The 18414-nt window shown below is 70.4% G+C and carries 17 protein-coding genes; 10 read left to right on the top strand and 7 right to left on the bottom strand.

Annotated features, from left to right (window positions below; all coding sequences use genetic code 11):
* The first annotated feature begins 87 nt into the window (after positions 1-87).
* Positions 88-1191, top strand: coding sequence for an aromatic acid exporter family protein (locus DW298_RS07010; RefSeq protein ID WP_136041735.1), 1104 nt, complete (start codon positions 88-90; stop codon positions 1189-1191).
* 12 nt (positions 1192-1203) lie between these two features.
* Here DW298_RS07010 and DW298_RS07005 read toward each other — a convergent pair whose 3' ends face one another.
* Positions 1204-1794 (bottom strand): helix-turn-helix domain-containing protein, encoded by a 591-nt coding sequence (locus DW298_RS07005; RefSeq protein ID WP_136041734.1) that lies wholly within the window; start codon positions 1792-1794, stop codon positions 1204-1206.
* Positions 1795-1868: 74 nt separating this feature from the next.
* On the opposite strand from DW298_RS07005, the gene DW298_RS07000 reads away from it, so the two are divergent.
* Positions 1869-3242, top strand: coding sequence for an MFS transporter (locus tag DW298_RS07000; protein WP_136041733.1), 1374 nt, complete (start codon positions 1869-1871; stop codon positions 3240-3242).
* Between the two features lie 24 nt (positions 3243-3266).
* Here DW298_RS07000 and DW298_RS06995 read toward each other — a convergent pair whose 3' ends face one another.
* Positions 3267-3485, bottom strand: coding sequence for a hypothetical protein (locus DW298_RS06995; RefSeq protein ID WP_136041732.1), 219 nt, complete (start codon positions 3483-3485; stop codon positions 3267-3269).
* Positions 3486-3608: 123 nt separating this feature from the next.
* Between DW298_RS06995 and DW298_RS06990 the strand changes: the two genes are divergently transcribed.
* The 4 genes from DW298_RS06990 to DW298_RS06975 all read left to right on the top strand — a co-directional run bounded on the left by DW298_RS06990 (position 3609) and on the right by DW298_RS06975 (position 9265).
* Positions 3609-4235: a sigma-70 family RNA polymerase sigma factor gene (locus DW298_RS06990; RefSeq protein WP_240745044.1), complete on the top strand. Its 627-nt coding sequence runs from the start codon at positions 3609-3611 to the stop codon at positions 4233-4235.
* Positions 4232-4687 (top strand): hypothetical protein, encoded by a 456-nt coding sequence (locus DW298_RS06985; protein ID WP_136041731.1) that lies wholly within the window; start codon positions 4232-4234, stop codon positions 4685-4687. Before DW298_RS06990 ends, DW298_RS06985 begins: the two co-directional genes overlap by 4 nt.
* A gap of 56 nt (positions 4688-4743) precedes the next feature.
* Positions 4744-6309 (top strand): S8/S53 family peptidase, encoded by a 1566-nt coding sequence (locus DW298_RS06980; protein ID WP_136041730.1) that lies wholly within the window; start codon positions 4744-4746, stop codon positions 6307-6309.
* Between the two features lie 505 nt (positions 6310-6814).
* Positions 6815-9265 (top strand): CHAT domain-containing protein, encoded by a 2451-nt coding sequence (locus DW298_RS06975; protein WP_136041729.1) that lies wholly within the window; start codon positions 6815-6817, stop codon positions 9263-9265.
* A 421-nt stretch (positions 9266-9686) separates the two neighbouring features.
* On the opposite strand, the gene DW298_RS06970 is transcribed toward DW298_RS06975, so the two are convergent.
* From DW298_RS06970 to DW298_RS06950, 5 genes are read right to left on the bottom strand one after another with little or no spacing between them, the layout of a single operon-like run.
* A complete protein-coding gene (locus DW298_RS06970) occupies positions 9687-10466 on the bottom strand; it encodes a DeoR/GlpR family DNA-binding transcription regulator (protein WP_240745043.1) in 780 nt (259 codons plus the stop codon).
* On the bottom strand, positions 10463-11305 hold the full coding sequence (locus DW298_RS06965; RefSeq protein WP_136041728.1) for a class II fructose-bisphosphate aldolase: 843 nt from the start codon (positions 11303-11305) through the stop codon (positions 10463-10465). Before DW298_RS06965 ends, DW298_RS06970 begins: the two co-directional genes overlap by 4 nt.
* A complete protein-coding gene (locus tag DW298_RS06960; RefSeq protein ID WP_136041727.1) occupies positions 11302-12246 on the bottom strand; it encodes a 1-phosphofructokinase family hexose kinase in 945 nt (314 codons plus the stop codon). Before DW298_RS06960 ends, DW298_RS06965 begins: the two co-directional genes overlap by 4 nt.
* Positions 12243-13268, bottom strand: coding sequence for an ROK family protein (locus DW298_RS06955; RefSeq protein WP_240745042.1), 1026 nt, complete (start codon positions 13266-13268; stop codon positions 12243-12245). Before DW298_RS06955 ends, DW298_RS06960 begins: the two co-directional genes overlap by 4 nt.
* A complete protein-coding gene (locus DW298_RS06950; protein ID WP_136041726.1) occupies positions 13261-14157 on the bottom strand; it encodes a sugar isomerase in 897 nt (298 codons plus the stop codon). The genes DW298_RS06955 and DW298_RS06950 overlap by 8 nt, the downstream gene beginning before the upstream one ends.
* A gap of 326 nt (positions 14158-14483) precedes the next feature.
* Here DW298_RS06950 and DW298_RS06945 point away from each other — a divergent pair, with 326 nt between their 5' ends.
* From DW298_RS06945 to DW298_RS19275, 4 genes are all read left to right on the top strand, one after another.
* On the top strand, positions 14484-15728 hold the full coding sequence (locus DW298_RS06945; RefSeq protein ID WP_136041725.1) for an extracellular solute-binding protein: 1245 nt from the start codon (positions 14484-14486) through the stop codon (positions 15726-15728).
* A 30-nt stretch (positions 15729-15758) separates the two neighbouring features.
* On the top strand, positions 15759-16733 hold the full coding sequence (locus DW298_RS06940) for a sugar ABC transporter permease (RefSeq protein WP_136041724.1): 975 nt from the start codon (positions 15759-15761) through the stop codon (positions 16731-16733).
* 2 nt (positions 16734-16735) lie between these two features.
* The gene (locus DW298_RS06935; protein ID WP_205820283.1) at positions 16736-17662 is read left to right on the top strand and encodes a carbohydrate ABC transporter permease; all 927 of its coding nucleotides are present in this window, start codon (positions 16736-16738) and stop codon (positions 17660-17662) included.
* A gap of 417 nt (positions 17663-18079) precedes the next feature.
* Positions 18080-18235, top strand: coding sequence for a hypothetical protein (locus tag DW298_RS19275; protein ID WP_168429484.1), 156 nt, complete (start codon positions 18080-18082; stop codon positions 18233-18235).
* Positions 18236-18414: the final 179 nt, after the last annotated feature.

Raw genomic sequence — 18414 nt, 5'->3', positions numbered from 1 at the left:
CCAGGGTCGAGGGTGCGTACGATCACGGCACCGCTCCTGCAGAACATCCGACACCGGACCATCCGATACCGACCAAGGGAGGATGCCGTGGCCGAGAGCCATCCCCGCCTTCGACGTGCGGGCATCGCGCGCGCGCTGCACGATGCCGTCCTCCCCGCCCGCCTGCTGCTCGTCGCGAAGACGATGCTCGCGGTCGGACTCGCCTGGATGATCGCCCCGCACATGCCCGGCGTCACCGACGAATACCCGTACTACGCCCCGCTCGGCGCCCTGCTGAGCATGTACCCGACGCTGATGGGCTCCGCGAAGTCGAGCTTCCAGACACTGCTCGGGCTGGCCACGGGAATCGGCCTCGCCACGATCGTGGTGCTCACGGTCGGGCCGACGTGGTGGACCATCCCCCTCGTCGTCGGCGTCGGCGTGCTGCTGTCGGGCACGGGCTGGTTCGGCGTCGGACGCGAGTACATCCCGATGGCCGCCCTGTTCGTGCTGATCATCGGTGGGCAGAACGCCGATGACTACTCGCTCGGTTACCTGACCCAGACGGCGGTCGGGGTGGCCGTCGGACTCGTGGTCAACTTCCTGATCGCCCCCGCGCCGCTCACCGGCGTGGCGGCGGCACGTCTGGAGGCTTTCCGGGAACAGCTCGCCCGGCACCTCGACGACATCGGATCGGCGGTGGCCGAATCGTGGCCCCCGGAACACGAGCAGTGGGCCGAAGACGCGGCCTCGCTCGCCGACACGGCGGGCGAGCTGCGGGCGGCGCTGACGGAGGCGGACGAGAGCCGACGCGGCAATCCCCGGGCGAAGGGCCATCGACCGCGGATGCAGCAGAGCCACGAGGAGCTCGCCGCACTCGACCGGATCGCGCACCTCATCCGCGACATCTCGGACGAGATCGCCGACACCATCTGGGACCGCCCGGCCGGGCTGCCGCTCGATCCCGCTCTGCCCGGGCCGCTGTCGGAGGCCTGCCATGCGGTGGCGGAGGTCATCGCACGCGGCGACGCCTCATCCGGCGAGGACCACCGTGCGCGCGCAGAGGCCGCCCGTGCGACCCGGCTCCTGCTCGAGACCGTGAACGATCGCACCGTCGACGAACGCAGTTCGATGGGCCCGGGAGTGCTCTCCGCGATGCACCTGCGTCGCATCCTGATCCTCAGCGGAACGGGCTCGTCGACCGAGGATTGAATCCGGACCGCGTCAGATGGTGTCGTCGGCGGCGATCACGTCGATCTGCCAGTAGCGGCCGTCGGGGTCGGCGTCGTCGTGCGCTTCCTCGGCGGCGGTCAGCACATCGTTGAACTTCACCATCGCGTCGTCGAACTCGGCCTCGGTCAGCCGGATCGTGCGCTGGGTGAAGGCGGCGTGCACCTCGGTCGTGCGTCCGGCGACATACTCGGGGGTCCAGGCGGTCACCCGGCGCATCAGATCCTGGTGGTCCTCCACCAGCGCGGCGATCACGGCGCTGCCCAGCTCCTCATCGGCGACCGGGCTCTCCGGGCCGCCCACGTTCAGCGGCCCCTTGTGTCCGGTCCAGACGCGGTCGCGCCGGTCGCGGGCCTTCTCGGGCGCCTCCTCGATGAGACCGGCATCCGCGAGCGCACGCAGATGGAAGCTCGCACTGTTGGCCGGCACACCGAGTTCGGCGGCGATGTCGGCGGCACGGAGGAAGTCCCGCCGCGAGAACAGGCGGATCATCTGGCGCCGCAAGGGGTGGGAGTAGGCCTTGAGCATGGCCGAGGTCATCCAGACGGGATCCTCGCTCGTGCCCTTCGCGGTGTCCTCCGTCATGTGCCGATCCTACCCGCACCCGAACTTGCGCAATAGAACTTGCGCAATTGTTCTTGCGCATCTACTCTCGACTCATGACCACCGTCACCCTGCCGCACCGCCTGTGGCGCAACACGCGGTACCTCACCTGGCTCGTGAGCGACACGAGCAAGGGCCTCGCGGGCGCCCTGTTCGGGTTCGCGATCCCGCTGCTCGCGCTCATCGTGACGAACGACCCCGCACAGGCCGGCATCATCGGCGCCGCGGGAATGGTCGCCCGCCTGCTCATGACCCTCGCCGGCGGAGTGCTCGCCGACCGCCACCGCCGCATCGCCCTGATGCTGCTCGGATCTCTCATCGGGATCGTGCTGGCGGGGGCGTTCACCCTGCTCACGCTCGGCGATGCGATGACCTTCGGAACCCTTCTCGTGATCGACGTGCTCCTCGCCGCACGCAGCGGATTGTTCGACGTGGCCGGCGAGAGCGCGATCAAGGAGATCGTGCCCGACGACGCCATGGGGCGCGCGCAGGCGGCGAACCAGGGGAGGGATGCCGCGCTCCAGCTCGCGGGAGGACCGCTCGGGGGTCTGCTCCTGGGCTTCGGCGGCTGGGCGGTCGGCGTCGTCATGACGCTCTGCCACGCGATCGCCGCCCTGACCGCCTGGATGCTGGGGCGCCAGGCACGTCGCGCGGGAGTGGTCGACACCGGAGCGGCCGACGAAAACACAGACGACCCGGACGACCTGCAGCGTGTTGTGGCTGAACACGCCGCCGCCACGACGGATGACCTGGGTTTCGGCGCCCCAACTGCCGCGCCGACGAAGCCGAACGCCTGGGCGGAGCTGCGCGAGGCGTTCGGCTGGCTGCTCTCCCGGCCCGACCTCGGTGGAGTCCTGCTCATCACCACGGTCGTGAACCTGGGATTCAATGCCGCGATCACCACCGTCATCTATGCGCTCCAGCAGGACGGCCACTCCGAGCTCCTGATCGGCACGCTGAGCGCATCGATCGGGGCTGTGATGCTCGTGGGCGCCGCGTGCGCACCCCTGCTCGTTCCCCGCATCAAGGCCGGGGTCCTGACGATCGTGGGGCTGTCGGTCGCCGCGGTCGGGGTGATCCTGCTCACGACGGTCACGTCGCCCTGGGCCATCGCCGTCGTGCTCGGCGCCTCGGTGCTCCTCGTGCCCGCCCTCAACGCCGGGATGATGGGCTACTTCATGGTCGCGACGCCGACGCACCTGCTCGGCCGCGCCAACAGTGCCGCCGGTGTGCTCGGCATGGGGGCGATGCCGCTCGCGCCCCTCATCGCCGGTTTCGGTCTCGCATGGATCGGCCGCGAGTGGACGCTGTTGCTCTGCGCCGCGCTGTGCCTCGCCTCCGTGGCCCTGGCCGTGAGCAACCGCGCGCTGCGCGCACTCCCCGTCGAGTCGCGGTGGGCCGCGCATGCGAAGCAGTTCGAGTCGGCCTGACCCGCATCCCGGAGCGGTGCGTCGCTAGAGGGCTCCGGTCAGCGCGGCGATGCCGGCGAGTGCCGAGACCAGCGCGAGCACCAGGGCGATCGCGATGAGGATCGCGTGCACCTTGAGGAACGTCGTGGGCTTGCCGTTCTCGTCGCGGGCACGCGGGTCGTCGGCCACACGCTTGTAGAACCGTGGCCAGACGAGGGCGTTGAATGCGGCGTTGAGGAAGAGCAGGACGGAGAGGGCGATCACCCCTCAACGCTATCGAGAACCGCCACCGCGTCCGACCGCGTATCAGCCGCGGAATTCTTGGATGAAGTCATGTATCAGAAACCTCTTGCCGTGCTCCTGGTAGATGTGATCACAATGGGCTTCATGATCGACGGTGCACCCGGCGCCGCTCTCGATCCTGCCTCGGACGACGGGCGCGCACGCTGGGAGCGCGCCGCGGGTCTGTTCGACGCATGGCGCGAGGGAGACGGCCGCGCGATGGACGAGCTCGTACGGCTCATGACCCCCGTGCTCTGGCACGTGGTGCGCGCGTACGGACTCGAACGCACGCTCGCCGAAGACGTGGTGCAGACCACGTGGCTGCAGCTCGTCCGCGGCCACGGCTCGATCAGCGACCACCGGGCCGTATCGGCCTGGCTCACGACCACCGCCCGCCGTGAGGCCTGGAAGGTCGCGAAAGCGCACGGCAAGGTCGACACCACCGTGGACGACGACCTCGACGCCCTTCTTCCCGAGCAGGCTTCGGCGGAGGAGCACGCGACGCTGGGCGACGAGAACCGCCGGCTGTGGACGGCCGTGCGCCTCCTCAACGAACGCTGCCAGAAGCTCCTGCGCGTGATCGCCTTCGAAGACCGACCCGACTACGCCCGGCTGGCCGCCGACCTCGCGATGCCGATCGGGAGCATCGGCCCGACGCGCAACCGCTGCCTGGCCAAGCTGCGCGCGCTGCTGGACGCACCGCCGACCGCCCAGGCAGGAGGACTCGCATGAGCGCGCACGACGACGCCGAGATGTTCGCACGACTCCGCACGCTGTGGAGCGAGGTCGACCCCGTGCCTGCGGGCTTGATCGACCGCATGGTCGCCGCCGTCGCCGCCGACGGGCTGAACCGCGAGTATGCGCTGCTCACCCTCGTCGAGGGGCAGCTCGGCGCCGTGCGGGGCGAGGCGGATGCGCTCACCCTGCAGTTCAGCGACGGCACGACCAGCATCCTGCTGCATGTGACGACCACCGCATCCGGCCGCCGCCGCGTCGACGGCTGGGTCGACACCGGCGCCGCGGAGGTGTTCCTCACCCAGGGCGAGAAGACGATCTCCACCTCGCCGGAGGAGACCGGACGCTTCGCGTTCGACGAGGTGCCACCCGGTCTCACGCGCGTGCGCCTGACAACCGCGATCGGGGACGAGACGCGCACGCTCGCGACCCCGCAGTTCGAGCTGTGACCACGGGCACCGCCCGTCGATGAAGCCGCGGGGCGACCCGCACCGAGAGGATGACGATGGAGCAGCCCAAGGGATGGACCTGGCAGGACCGCGCGGAGGGATCCATCCGCCGCGGCACGGCCCTCGACCCGAGCGCGGAGCCCGTGGACGGCATCCGCGCCTTTCCCACCGCCTATCTGCCCGAGCGGCTCCTGATCACCCGAACGCTCGGCGATCAGGAGGCGTACGACCGTGAACTGCGCACGCTGCGCGACGCGGCCGATACGTTCGGGTGGCTGCTGGAGACCGAGGACGGAGCGCGTGAGATCGGTGACGGGGAGCTCGTGCCGGGCGTCGTGGGATTCCAGCGCCTGCGGCTGACCACCCCGGACGAGCCCGTGCGCGGGGAGTCGCCGATCTCCCCCGACGCATGGCGGGTGCTCCAGCGCGCCCGCCGCATGTCGCGCTCGACCATGCCGCGGACCAGCCTCGACCACGTGTTGTCCATCGACCCGGTCGGACTCAACCCGTTCACCCGGACCAACCCCTTCACGCGGACCAACCCGTTCACCCGCACGAACCCGGTGCGCGGCGAGGGCGCCGCGGGCAGCGACGACTACCTCGAGCCCGGACGGGGCGCGCGTCAGCCGGTGACCTGGCTGGGACCGGCTCCCGTGCGGGGACCGGCGCCGAAGCGCGGGCGGCGGGCCGTCGTCGCGGTGCTCGACACGGGCTGCGGCGAACACGCCTGGCTTCCCGACGACATCGTCACCCGTCATGTCGACCTCGACGGCGTTCCGGTGGGCCTCACGGCCGACGCCGATCCGGAGCGCTACCCCGACCTGTACGGGCAGCTCGACGGCGCGATCGATGCGGTCGCGGGCCACGGCACGTTCATCGCCGGGCTCGTCCGACAGACGGCTCCGGATGCCGACATCCTCTCGATCCGCGTGGCGGGTGCACTCGGTGTGGTCGACGAGAGCACTCTGCTCGACACGGTCGCGCAGGTCGTGATGCTGCTGATCCGCCACCGGGAGGACCCGACGACGGGCTTCCCGATCGACGTGCTGAACCTGTCGCTCAGTTACTACCACGAGACGCCGACCGACGGCATGTTCAGCCTCACCCTGCACCAGCTCCTGGCCAAGGCGCGCGAGCTCGGCTGCGTGGTCGTGTGCTCGGCGGGCAACGACGCCATCGATCGGCCCTCGTTCCCGGCGTCGCTGTGGCCGTGGCCGGATTCGCACAACGGCATCCCGCACGACGACGGCACCCCGCTCGTGTCGGTCGGCGCGCTGAACCCCTCGGCGCAGTCGGTCGCCCTCTTCTCGAACGTGGGCCCGTGGGTGAAGACCTACGCGCCGGGCGCTGCCGTGGTGAGCACCTCGCCCGCGTTCGTCGGCGGCTCCCAGGCGGCCACACGTGCGGACGTCGACGGCATCCGCCGCGAGACGATCGATCCCGACGACTATCGGGGCGGGTTCGCGATCTGGAGCGGCACATCCTTCGCGGCGCCGTACGTCGCCGGACGCATCGCCGCGCAGCTCGGCACCGTGCCGGTCGCAGGCGCCACCCCGGATGCCGCGAAGAAGGCCGTCGCCGCCGTGCTGAAGTCGCTGCCGACTCCGGTCGACCCGGCCTGACGACCCCCGAGACGGACCGTCCGCACCGATACGGGCGGTCCGTCTTGGTGCGCGGCGCCCGGCCCGGCCCGTCCCGTCCCCTCCCCTCCCGCCGGTCCCCTCCCGCACTCGTCCCGGCCCGCCGGTCCCCTCCCGCACTCGTCCCGGCCCGTCCCCTCCCGCCCGGTCCACTTGTCGGACCGATGCACACCCGTCGGACGGAACCTCGGCGTGTCACCCGACATCCGTGATTCCTCCCGACATCCGTGCACCCCGACCCGCCGGCTCCCGCCCAGTCCCGTCCCGTCCCCGCCCGGTCCACCGGTCCACTTGTCGGACCGATGCACACCCGTCGGACGGAACCTCGGCGTGTCACCCGGCATCCGTGATTCCTCCCGACATCCGCACACCTTCCTCCCGACATCCGTGCGTAGGCCCACCCGGCGGACTCGCCGAAGGATGCCGCGGGCGCACGGCCTGCACCCGTGCTCTTCCGCGCAGCCGCGGGGCAGGGCATTCTGGACGGATGCCCCTGTCCGCCAACGAGCTGCATCGGCGCGGAGTCGAGGCGGCGAACGCGCGGCGGTTCACGCAGGCGAGGCGCACGCTCGACGCGGCATCCTCCCGCACCGAGGATCCCGATCTGCGCGCCCGCATCGACGGCACGACCGCCTATGTGCTCGCGCAGACCGGGCAGCCGGCGGCCGCCGAGCAGCTGTGCCGACACGCGCTCGGCCGCTCCGGGCTGCGCTCCGAGACGATCGCCGTGCTCAGCGGCCAGCTCGGCGTCCTCCTCATGCACGCCGGCACGTTGGCGGAGGCGGAGGTCGAGCTCAGCCGCGCCATCGACACGTTCACCGCCATCGGCGACGAGACCACCGAGCTCGCGAACTGCCTGATGAACCGCTCGGTCGTGCGGATGCAGCGGCGGGAGCTCGACACCTGCGTCGAAGATCTGCGGCGCGCGGTGGCCGTGTACGAGGCGAACGACGATCAGGAGCCGCTCGCCGAAGCGCGGCACAACCTGGGCTACGCGGCGCTGCTGGGCGGCGACCTCGTCACCGCGCTCACGTTGATGACCCGCTCCCGTCCGACGCTCGCCGCGATCAGTGACCTGGCCGCCGCGATCAGCGACCTCGACCGCGCAGAAGTGCTTCGCGACGCCGGCCTCACCACCGAGGCGGAGGCCCTGCTGGGTCGGGTCGCCGCGGAGTTCGGCGCGCAGCGGATGCGACAGGCCAGGGGTGAAGCCGAGTTCCACCTCGCCCGCTCGCTGCTGCGGCATGATCCGGCTGCCGCCGAGCGCACCGCCCGCACGTCGGCACGACACTTCACCGCGCTCGGGAACCAGGGATGGGCGGCGCGTGCCGAAGCGGTGCGGCTCGAAGCGCGGCAGCGGGCGAAGCCGGACCAGCCGATCGACGCGCCCGCCTTCGCCCGCACCGCCAGGGCCCTCGACCACGCGGGGTTCCGCACCGAGGCCACCGGTCTGCGCCTGAGCGCGGGACGAGACGGGGCAGGGCGCCTCCCGCGACTCGACGACAGCGCTCCGACGCCGCTCCGCCTCCGCGCCCACGAGGTGCGAGCCGCGCGTGCCGCTGCACGGGGTCGGGACCGCGACGCGCTGCAGGCCGCCGCCGACGGACTCGAGTTGCTCACCGCCTGGCAGCAGTCGTTCGGCGCCCTCGACCTGCAGGCCTCGGTCGCCATGCACGGAAGCGACCTGATGTACGCCGGTCTCTCCGCCGCGGCCCGCCTGCACGACCCGGCGACGCTGTTCGAGTGGTCGGAGCGCGCCCGGCACCTGAGCCAGCAGGTCGCTCCGGTGCGCCCTCCCCGCGACGACTCGCTGGCGGTCGATCTCGCGGAGCTGCGGATGCTGCGCGCCGAGCTCGCGGGCGCGGACTGGACCACGGATGCTCGTGTGCGCGCCCTGCGCGATCGGGTGCGCGAGCGGCAGTGGGCCGCGACGGGTTCGGGCGGCACCCGTGAGCGGTTGGGGCTCGCCGAGGCGACGGCACTGCTCGATCCCGACACCGCCGTCCTGTCATACGTCTTCACCGGCTCCGCGCTGCACGCCGTCGCGGTGACGTCGTCGGGGGCCACGGTCGCCGACCTGTCCTGGTCGCGGGTGCAGTCCGCACTCGACGGTCTGCGCGCCGATCTCGACATGGCCGCGCTCACCCGCGGCGGGCTGATGGGGGCCGTGACCGCACGCGCACTCGCCACACGCTTGGCACTGTTGGATGCCGAGCTGCTCGCGCCGCTGCTCTCGGCGGCACCGTCGGCACGTCGTCTGGCGATCACCGTGCCCGGAGCGCTCGGCGGGGTGCCGTGGGCGATGCTGCCGGGCATGGCCGGAGTCCCGTTCACGCTCGCGACGTCGGTCTCGCGACTGCTGGGCAGCGGGACCGTCGTCCGCGGACGCCCGTCAATGATCGGATTCGCCGCGGGGCCCCGCGTCCCCCGCGCCGGCGAAGAGGTGCGGCGGGCAGCGGATGCCTGGAGCGGCGGCGGCGTGGCGACGCGGATCCTCGACAGCGGTGAGGCGACGGTGGCGGCGGCCACCGACCTCGCGTCGAACAGCGACGTGCTGCACATCGCCGCGCACGGCAGGCACGCGGTGGACAACCCGCTGTTCTCGGGATTCGAGCTCGCCGACGGCATCCTCTTCGGCTACGACGTCGACCTGATCCCGCGCGTCCCGGCGACCGTGATCCTCTCGGCGTGCGAGCTCGGGCGTTCCTCGGTGCGGTGGGGCGAGGAGGCGCTCGGGATGACGCGGGTGTGGCTGCACGCGGGCGCCGACTGCGTGATCGCCGCTCCGGTGGCCGTGCCCGATGAGGTGGCGGCGGAGCTGCTGAGCGCCGTGCACATCGGGCTCTCCGAAGGCGCGACCCCCGCCGTGGCGCTCGCCCGGGCCACCGTCGACACCGGCCTCAGCGCGCCGTTCCAGTGCCACGGTGACGGATTCTGACCTTTTCCTCCATTCGGTGTATCAGAACGGGTGCCGCACGCTCCTGTTCTTCGGAAGGTGCCATGCGAAGGGCCTCGAAGGGTTGAGGCGCGAGGGAGGCGCAGTCGGATCTGGGGAATCATGCGCGCTGGGGAGCGTGAATACGACACGGACACCATCTGCTCGAGGGTGTCGCGGCCTGCAGCCGCGGCGCTCTCAGAGGGCCTCGACGTTCTGGGGACGTCGGGGCCCTTGGGGTGTCCGGGGTCAGGACTGCAGCACCTCGGCGCGCGGTCGGGGAGGACCCGTTTCGAAGGAGATCTCGCGGAATGAAGGATCGGATGCTCGAATCGGTCCTTCAGAACGTGAGAACTCCTTCAGGCTGTGCGTCGGCAGGGCAGGTCAAGCGCCGGGCGCCGGCGCTGGCGAGCCACCGCGACCGTCAGGCCACGAGCACCGCGTAGCCGGCGGCGCGGAGGGCGGCGAGCGCCTCGGCATCCGCTCCGGCATCCGTGATCACGGTCGGGAAGAGGTCGACGCCGCCGACCGCCGAGAACGCCTCGACCCCGAGCTTGCTGCCGTCGGTGACCACGACCGCGCGCCGGGCGCGTTCGGCCATCATGCGGTTCACTGCGGCCTCGCGCTCGTCCTGAGTGGTGGCGCCCGCGGCGGCATCCATCCCGTTCACGCCGATGAACGCGATGTCGAGCCGCACCCCGCGCAGCAGCTGTTCGACGAACGGGCCGACGAGCTCGTAGCTGCGGGAGTGGATGACTCCGCCGGTGACGACGACCTTGATATCGGGTCGCGTGGCGAGCTGCGCCGCGATGTTCACGGCATTCGTGACCACGGTGATGCCGCCATTGCCGGACAGGTCGTCGCGGGCGGCGAGGGCCGCGGCGATCGCGGTGGTGGTCGTGCCGCCGGACAGCCCGACCACCATGCCGGGGGCGACCAGGCCCGCCGCGGTCTGCGCGATGTTGGCTTTCTCGTGGGTGCGCAGGTGGCTCTTGTAGCGGATCGGCAGCTCGTAGGCGACGGCCTGCGCCACCGCACCGCCGTGCGTGCGGGTGAGCAGCCGCTGCTCGGCGAGCGAGTCGAGGTCGCGGCGGGTCGTGGCCGACGAGGCGCCGAACTGCTCCACCAGGTCTTCCACCGTGACCTCGCCGCTCGTGGCCAGGAGGTCGAGGATCGCGTTCAGCCGCGCCGCCCGCTTCATCATGCTCCCTGCAGGGCGAACAACCGCAGCATGCGGGCAGCCTCGGCGGCCAGAGCGTCACGCGCGGGTGCCAGATACTTCCGCGAGTCGACGAGCCGCTCGTCCGCATCCAGCTTCTCGCGCACCGCCCGGGTGAAGAACCCGTTGAGGTGCGTGGAGACGTTGATCTTGGTCATCCCCGCGCGCACGGCGTCGGCGATCACGGCATCCGCCACCCCCGAGGATCCGTGCAGCACGAGGGGGACGGGCAGGGCTGCATGCAGGCGCGCGATCAGGTCGAGGTCGAGCGACGCCGTGCGATCGGTCATGGCGTGAGACGAGCCCACCGCCACCGCGAGTGCATCGACACCCGTGGCCGCGACGAACGCCCGCGCCTCGTCGGGGTCGGTGCGCACACCCGGCGCATGGGCTCCGTCCTTGCCGCCCACCTCGCCCAGCTCGCCCTCGACGTAGACCCCGGCCGCATGCGCCCGTGCCGCGACGGCCGCCGTGAGGGCCACGTTGTCGTCATAGGGCAGCGCTCCGCCGTCGAACATCACGGAGCCGAAGCCCAGCTCGATGGCCTCGTCGACCAGCTCGGGCCGTTCGGCATGGTCGAGGTGCACGGCGACCGGCATCTCCGCGCGTCGTGCCACCGCGAGCGTGGCCAGAGCGATCGGTTCGAGCCCACCGTGATAGTCGGCGCAGTTCTGCGAGATCTGCAGGATCACGGGCAGCTCGGCGAGCGCGGCTGCGCGCACCAGCCCCTCGGCGGTCTCGAGGTGGATCACGTTGAACGCGCCGATCCCGGTGCCGGCGGCGGATGCCGCGGAGACGAGGTCGCGAGCGGAGACGAGGGTCACGAAGGGTCCTTCCGGAACGATTCGGGGGCGGGATGCGAGACGAGCAGCTGCTGTTCGAGTGCGCGCCAGCGCGGGGAGATGTCGCCGGCGAGCGGAGTGAGCACCGCGGCTGCGGACCAGGCTGTGGCGCGACGGAGGATCTGCTCGGGGTCGCGCTCGCCCGCCGCATACAGCGCGGCACACGCGGCCACCCCGGCATCCCCGGCGCCGGTCGGATTGCCGGCGAGAGGTTCGTCGAGCCGGGCGTGCACGAGGTCGGACGCGGTGACGGCGAGCATGCCGTCGGCCCCCAGCGAGAGCAGCACGAGCTCGGCGCCGCGGGCGATCAGCGAACGGGCGCCCTCGACGGGGTCGGCGATGCCGGTGGCTTCGACGAGTTCGGCCGCGTTGGGCTTCAGGACGTCGGCGCCGGCATCCGCCGCACGCAGGAGCGCGGGCCCCGAGGTGTCGGCGATCACCGGGACTCCGGCATCCTTCCCCACCGCGATGAGCATGGGGAGGAGCGATTCCGGGGCGCCGGGCGGCACACTGCCGGACACGACGAGGACCGTCGCGGTCGGCAGCCGTTCGACGACCTCGGCGAGGAGGTCCGCCCACTCGCTGTCGCTCGGGTTGACGCCGCGCTCGTTGATGATCGTGGTGTCCCCGGCGGACCCGTCGACCACGGCGATGCTGCGCCGGGTCTCGGCGGCCACCGATACGAGGGCGTGCGGCACGCCACTGGCACCGAGCTCGGCGGCGAACTCCTCGCCGACGCGCCCACCCATGGTGGTGACCGCGAGCACATCCGCGCCTTCCGCGTATGCCACGCGGGCGACGTTGAGGCCCTTGCCCCCGGCGCGTGCGACTCCGGCATCCGCCCGGTGCGTGCCGCCCTCGCGGAGTCGATCCACGTGCCAGGTCAGGTCGAGCGCGGGGTTGGGGGTGACGGTCAGGATCACGTGAGCTCCCTCGCTCGCAGGGCGGCACCGAGCAGGCCGGCGTTGCCGGAGAGCTCGGCGGGGACGAGCACGGGGATGCGGTGGAAGCTGAGCCGGGCCGCGAGGCGCGCGCGCAGTTCATCGAAGAGGGCTCCACCCGCGCGGGACAGGCCGCCGCCGATGACCACGGCCTGAGGAGCGACGACCGCGGTGAGCTGCGCGAGCGACATCGTGAGGGCGTCGAGCGCCGAGTTCCAGATCTCTGCCGCCACCCCGTCTCCGGCCGCCGCGCGGGCGATCACGTCCTTGGCCCCGTCGGGCGCGATGCCGGTCGCCTCGCGGTAGCGCCGCGCGATGGCCCCCGCGGATGCCACGGCCTCCAGGCAGCCGCGCGCGCCGCAGGGGCAGATCGGCCCGTCGGCGATGGGCGAGTGCCCGATCTCGCCCGCGTACCCGCCTGCCGTGTACGGCACGCCGCCCACCAGCAGGGCGCCGGCGATGCCCGTGCCGATCACGAGCACGACGGCATCGGCGTAGTCGCGGGCGCCCCCGAACCGACGCTCCGCCCAGCTCGCCGCGCGGACATCGTGATCGAAGGCCACAGGAAGGCCCAGCCGCGCGGAGGCGAGATCACGCAGTGGTGAGTCGTGCCAGCCGAGGTTGCTCGCGAACACGCCGAGGCCGGCATCCGCATCCACGATGCCCGGCACCACGAGGCCGACCGCCTGCGGCACCACCTCGGGATGCGCGTCACGCAGTTCGGCCGCCAGCACCTCGAGCCGTTCGAGCAGCACGTGCGTGCGGTCGCCCTCGACGACCGGCGTCGGTGTGCGACGGAGTCCGAGCGCGGTCCCCTCGGCGTCGAACAGCGCCGACTTGATGTCTGTTCCGCCCACGTCGAACGCCAGCACCGGCGCGCCCCGTCCGAGCGCGCGCACGTCGGAGAGCTTCTCTCCCGCCGCGTCGCGCTCGACGTCGGGAACGGCCGATGCCGCGTCAGGGTCGATCATCATCGGCTCCGGCAGTGCGTGGGGGTCATGCATCCAGGATGACGGATCGCGTGAGGTTGCGCGGCTGATCCGGGTCGAGCCCGCGCTCCACCGCGCGATCCAGCGCCGTGCGGTGCAGGCGCACGAGGTCGGCGAGCGGGTCGATCGCGCGCTGCTCGAAGCGGGCGCCGGTGGCGGCCACCTCGCCGGCGAGTCCCTCGGGAGCTTCGCCGAACTGCCACGTCACCCGGCCGGGAGCGGCGATGGCGATCGGGCCGTGCCGGTAGTCCATCGACGGGTAGGCCTCGGTCCAGGACTGCGACGATTCACGCAGCTTCAGAGCGGCCTCGTGGGCGAGACCGATCGTCCAGCCGCGTCCGAGGAACGTGTACTGCTCGGCGTCGCGCAGTTCGTCATCGCCGGGCTCTGCCAGCACGGCCTCGGCATCGGCGATGGCGGCGGTCAGGTCCTCGCCGAGCGACGCGCGGAACAGGGCGAGCGCCGTCGTGGCGAACCGCGTCTGCACCACGGACTTCTCGTCTGCGAACGGCAGCAGTACCGCGTCGTCGACGAGCGACACGAGCGGCGATGTCGGGTCGCCGATGACGCCGATGGTGCGGACGCGGCCCTTGACGCGGTCGACGAGTTCGAGCACCTCGCTGGTCGTGCCGGATCGCGTCAGCGCGACGACGGCGTCGTATCCGCGGTCGATGAACGCCTCCGAGGCCGCGAACGCATCGGTCTCGCCGTGCCCCGCGGACTCGCGGAGGGCGGCGTACGACTGGGCCATGAACCACGACGTGCCGCAGCCGACGACCGCGACGCGCGCGCCCGTGGCCGGCAGCATGCCCTGCTCGGCCTTCAGATCGGCGGCCCGTGCCCACATGTTCGGCTGGGAGTGGAGTTCCTCGCGCATGTACGCGCCGGGAAGTGATTCAGTCATCGAGATGCCCTTCCTGCGATATGTTGCATACTTGTGATCGTTTGAAGCCGGAATCAATCATAGTATGGCGTCAAAGAAGAGCAACCCCCGGTTACTCTTGATTTGTTTGTTCCCCTGACAAATAATCGAGAAGTTCCAAACCCTCGTCGTCGATTCCGATCGTCGCCGAGAACCCCGAGCCCCGGCTTGAACGATCGCGGATGCCACCCGGCGAAACGATCACCACGCACCGTCGCGTGAGTTGTGCTTGCGACTGTGCACCACACCCCCTCCCGAAGCGGCCCGCCGCCGAGGGGCGGACACTCACAGTGAGGAATGCAATACACATGAAGAAGTCACTGCGGTTCGGCGCCGCCGCCATTGCGGCCGTCGCCACGCTCTCGCTCGCTTCGTGCGGGTTCGGCGGATCGTCCGGAGACGGCGGAGGCGAAGAGGGGTCGACGACCCTCGACCTCCTCGTCCCCAGCTACTCCGACGGCACCAAGGCGAACTGGGAGACGGTGATCAAGGGGTTCGAGAAGGCCAACCCCGACATCGACGTCAAGCTCGAGGTGCAGTCCTGGGACAACCTGGAGAAGGTCGTCTCCACCAAGATCCAGGCGGGCGAGGCTCCCGACATCTACAACGGCGGTCCGTTCGCGGGCTTCGTCGGCGACGAGCTGCTCTACCCGACCGAAGAGGTCGTCTCCGAGGAGACCTTCTCCGACTTCCAGGAGTCGTTCCTCAAGAACGCCGAGGTCGACGGCACCGCGTACGCGCTGCCCATGATCGCGTCGGCCCGCGCCCTGTTCGTCAACAACGCGCTGCTCGAGCAGGCCGGCGTCGAGGCACCGACCGACTGGGACTCGCTGCTGGATGCCGCGACCAAGGTGTCGGCACTCGGCGGCGGCGTGGCCGGCTACGGCATGCCGCTCGGATCTGAAGAGGCGCAGGCCGAGGCAGCCGTGTGGCTGTGGGGCGGCGGCGGATCGTTCGGCGACGAGTCCGAGATCACCATCGACACCCCGGAGAACCTCGTCGGCGCCGAGCAGATCAAGAAGATGATCGACGCCGGTGCGACCCAGGCCGACCCCGGTTCGACGCAGCGTTCGCCGCTGATGGACATCTTCATCCAGGGCAAGATCGGAATGCAGGTCGGCCTCCCGCCGACGGTCGGCCAGATCGCCGACGGCAACCCCGACCTGGACTACTCCATCGTCCCGATCCCGACGAAGGACGGCTCGCCCTTCACGCTCGGTGTCATGGACCAGCTGATGGCGTTCGAGAACGACGGCGACAAGCAGGACGCGATCACCAAGTTCTTCGACTACTACTACTCGGCCGACGTGTACGTGCCGTGGGTGCAGGCCGAGGGCTTCCTGCCCGTCACCAAGTCCGGGTCCGAGGCCCTGGCCGGCGAAGAGGCACTCAAGCCGTTCCTCGACGTGCTGCCCGACGCACAGTTCTACCCGTCGACGAACCCGAAGTGGTCGGCCGCCGACGGTGCGTTCAAGTCGCTGTTCGGTCAGCTCCAGACGAAGCCGGCACAGGACGTGCTGACCGAGATCCAGGCGCAGGTCGACGCGGGCTGAGCCCGCTGACGGAGAGGTTCGGGTACCCGAATGAGCCAGAAGACAGAGTCCTCGAACCTCGCGGGGGCGGCCACCACCGGCCGCCCCCGCCCCCGGAAGACCCCGGCTGCCCTCCGCGGCAGGCCGGGCGGAAAGGACCTCCTCCAGGCGCTGCCCTGGATCGCCCCCGCACTCCTGCTCATCATCGGCGTGGTGTTCTTCCCCGCCGGGGTGATGTTCTTCAACTCGACGCGAGACATCTCGCTGTCCGGCCTCGACAAGGGGTCGGTCGGCTTCGACAACTTCATCACGGTCTTCACGTTCGCCGAGTTCTGGCCGATTTTCTTCCGCACGATCGTGTGGGTCGTGTCGGTCGTGCTGTTCACGGTCGTCATCTCGCTCGGCCTCGCGCAGATCCTCAACAAGGCGTTCCCCGGACGCCAGCTCGTGCGCATGGCCGTCATCGTGCCGTGGGCGGCATCCGTCGTCATGACGACGATGGTCTTCTACTACAGCCTCGAGCCGTACTTCGGGGTCTTCAACAAGTTCCTCTACGACATCGGCCTCTCGGACGACGCGGTCGGGTACGGCTGGACCAAGAACCCGACGACCGCCTTCATCTGGTCGATCGTGATCGCGATCTTCGTGTCGCTGCCGTTCACCACGTACACGATCCTCGCCGGGCTCCAGTCGGTTCCCGCCGACGCGATCGAGGCGGCGAAGATGGACGGCGCTGGACCGGCCCGCACCTACTGGTCGATCATCCTGCCGCAGCTGCGCAGCGCGCTGGCCGTCGCGGTGCTCATCAACATCATCAACGTGTTCAACTCGCTGCCGATCCTGAAGGTGATGACGGGGTCGATCCCCGGATACGGCGCCGACACGATCATGACCCTCATCTTCAAGTACATCGAGCTGCAGAAGAAGGTGGATGTCGCGAGCGCCCTCTCGGTGGTCGCGTTCCTCATCGTCATCGTGATCGTCGCGGCCTACGTGAAGATCGTCAAGCCCATGAAGGAGGTCTGATCGTGACCGTGACCGAGACCGCCCTCGTGACCACCGCCGACCGCCACGGCCGTCGCACCCCGCCGATCCCGGGCCGCAAGCGCCGCTACACCGAGGACCAGGTGACGCTTCCCCGCGTCATCCTCCGCACGGTCGCTGGATTCCTGGTGCTCGCGATCTTCGTGCTGCCCTACCTGATCATGTTCTTCGGCTCCGTGAAGACCAAGCCGCAGATCCGGTCGGTCGACCCGACGTACCTGCCCACGGAGTGGCACTGGGAGAACTACATCACGATGTGGTCGACCCCCGAGACGCCCCTGCCCTACAACCTGATCTCGACGATCGTGATCGCGGTGTTCGCGACGCTGCTCGTGCTGTTGGTGTCGCTGCCGGCGGCGTACTACACGGCCCGGTTCAAGTTCCCCGGCCGCATGGTGTTCCTGTTCCTCGTGATCATCACGCAGATGCTGCAGCCCGCCGTGCTCACCTCGGGCCTGTTCCGACAGTTCACGGTGCTCGGCCTCGGCGACACGTGGATGGCGATGATCTTCATCAACGCCGCGTTCAACCTGTCGTTCGCGGTGTGGATCATGCACTCCTTCTTCGCGGGCATCCCGAAAGAGGTCGACGAGGCCGCGCAGATCGACGGCGCCGGGCGATTCACCGTGCTGTTCAAGATCAACCTGCCGCTCGTGTGGCCGGGCATCGTCACCGCGATCGTGTTCACGTTCGTCGCCTGCTGGAACGAGTTCGCGGCATCCCTCGTGATCCTGTCGACCGACAAGAACCAGCCGCTGTCGGTCGCACTGACCAAGTTCGTCGGGCAGTACGAGACCAGCTGGCAGTATGTGTTCGGCGTCTCGATCGTCGCGATCCTGCCGGTGGTCATCCTGTTCATGCTCATCGAGAAGCGCCTGGTCGGCGGTCTGACCGCGGGCAGCGTCAAGTAGGCGGCCCGGGTCTCGTCCGCAGGGCCCGGGTCTCGTCCGCGGCGCCCGGGTCTCGTCCGCGGCCCCGCCGGGGTCTCGTCCGCAGCCCGTCCGCCGGGGTCTCGTCCGCTGCCGATCATTTGTCGGACGGATGCACGGGTGCAGGGCCGAAGCACGGCGTGTCGTCCTGCATCCGTGCATTCTCCCGACATCTGTACCGCCGCAGGGGCAGGGCACGGGCGCGGGCGCGGGCACGGGCACGGGTCGGCATGGTAGACATCAGGGAAAAGCGAGGCCTTCTCCTCGGTCTACAGCGCGTTCTCGAACGCCGATATCGGCTTCACCGGATACCAGGCGTTTGACGAGGCGGAGTGGAAGCGTCGGGTCGATGCGGCTGCCGCCGAGCTCGCCACGCTCGCCGACACCTCGGAAACCACCATGGCGGAGCCATTCGACGCCCTGCTCGCCTGGGTGCGCGGCGACGGCTACACCCCCGGAGCAGTGCTGCACGACACGAGCCTGATCGACCCGATCAGCGATACCTGCAACACGAACCACAGCCCACTGATCCTGATGGGCGAGTTCGGCGGCTGAGCATCCGTCAGCCACCGCCCGCCCGCGCATCCGCCGCACGTTCCGAAGGAGATCTCGCGGAATGAAGGACCGGATGCCCGATTCCGTCCTTCATAGCGTGAGAACTCCTTCAAGCCGCACGCTGGCAGGGCGGATGCTGGCAGGGCGGATGCTGGCAGGGCGGATGCTGGCAGGGCGGA

It is taken from the genome of Microbacterium sp. A20 (genome assembly GCF_004794515.1).
GTDB lineage: Bacteria > Actinomycetota > Actinomycetes > Actinomycetales > Microbacteriaceae > Microbacterium.
This window is presented reverse-complemented; position numbering and strand designations above follow the sequence as displayed.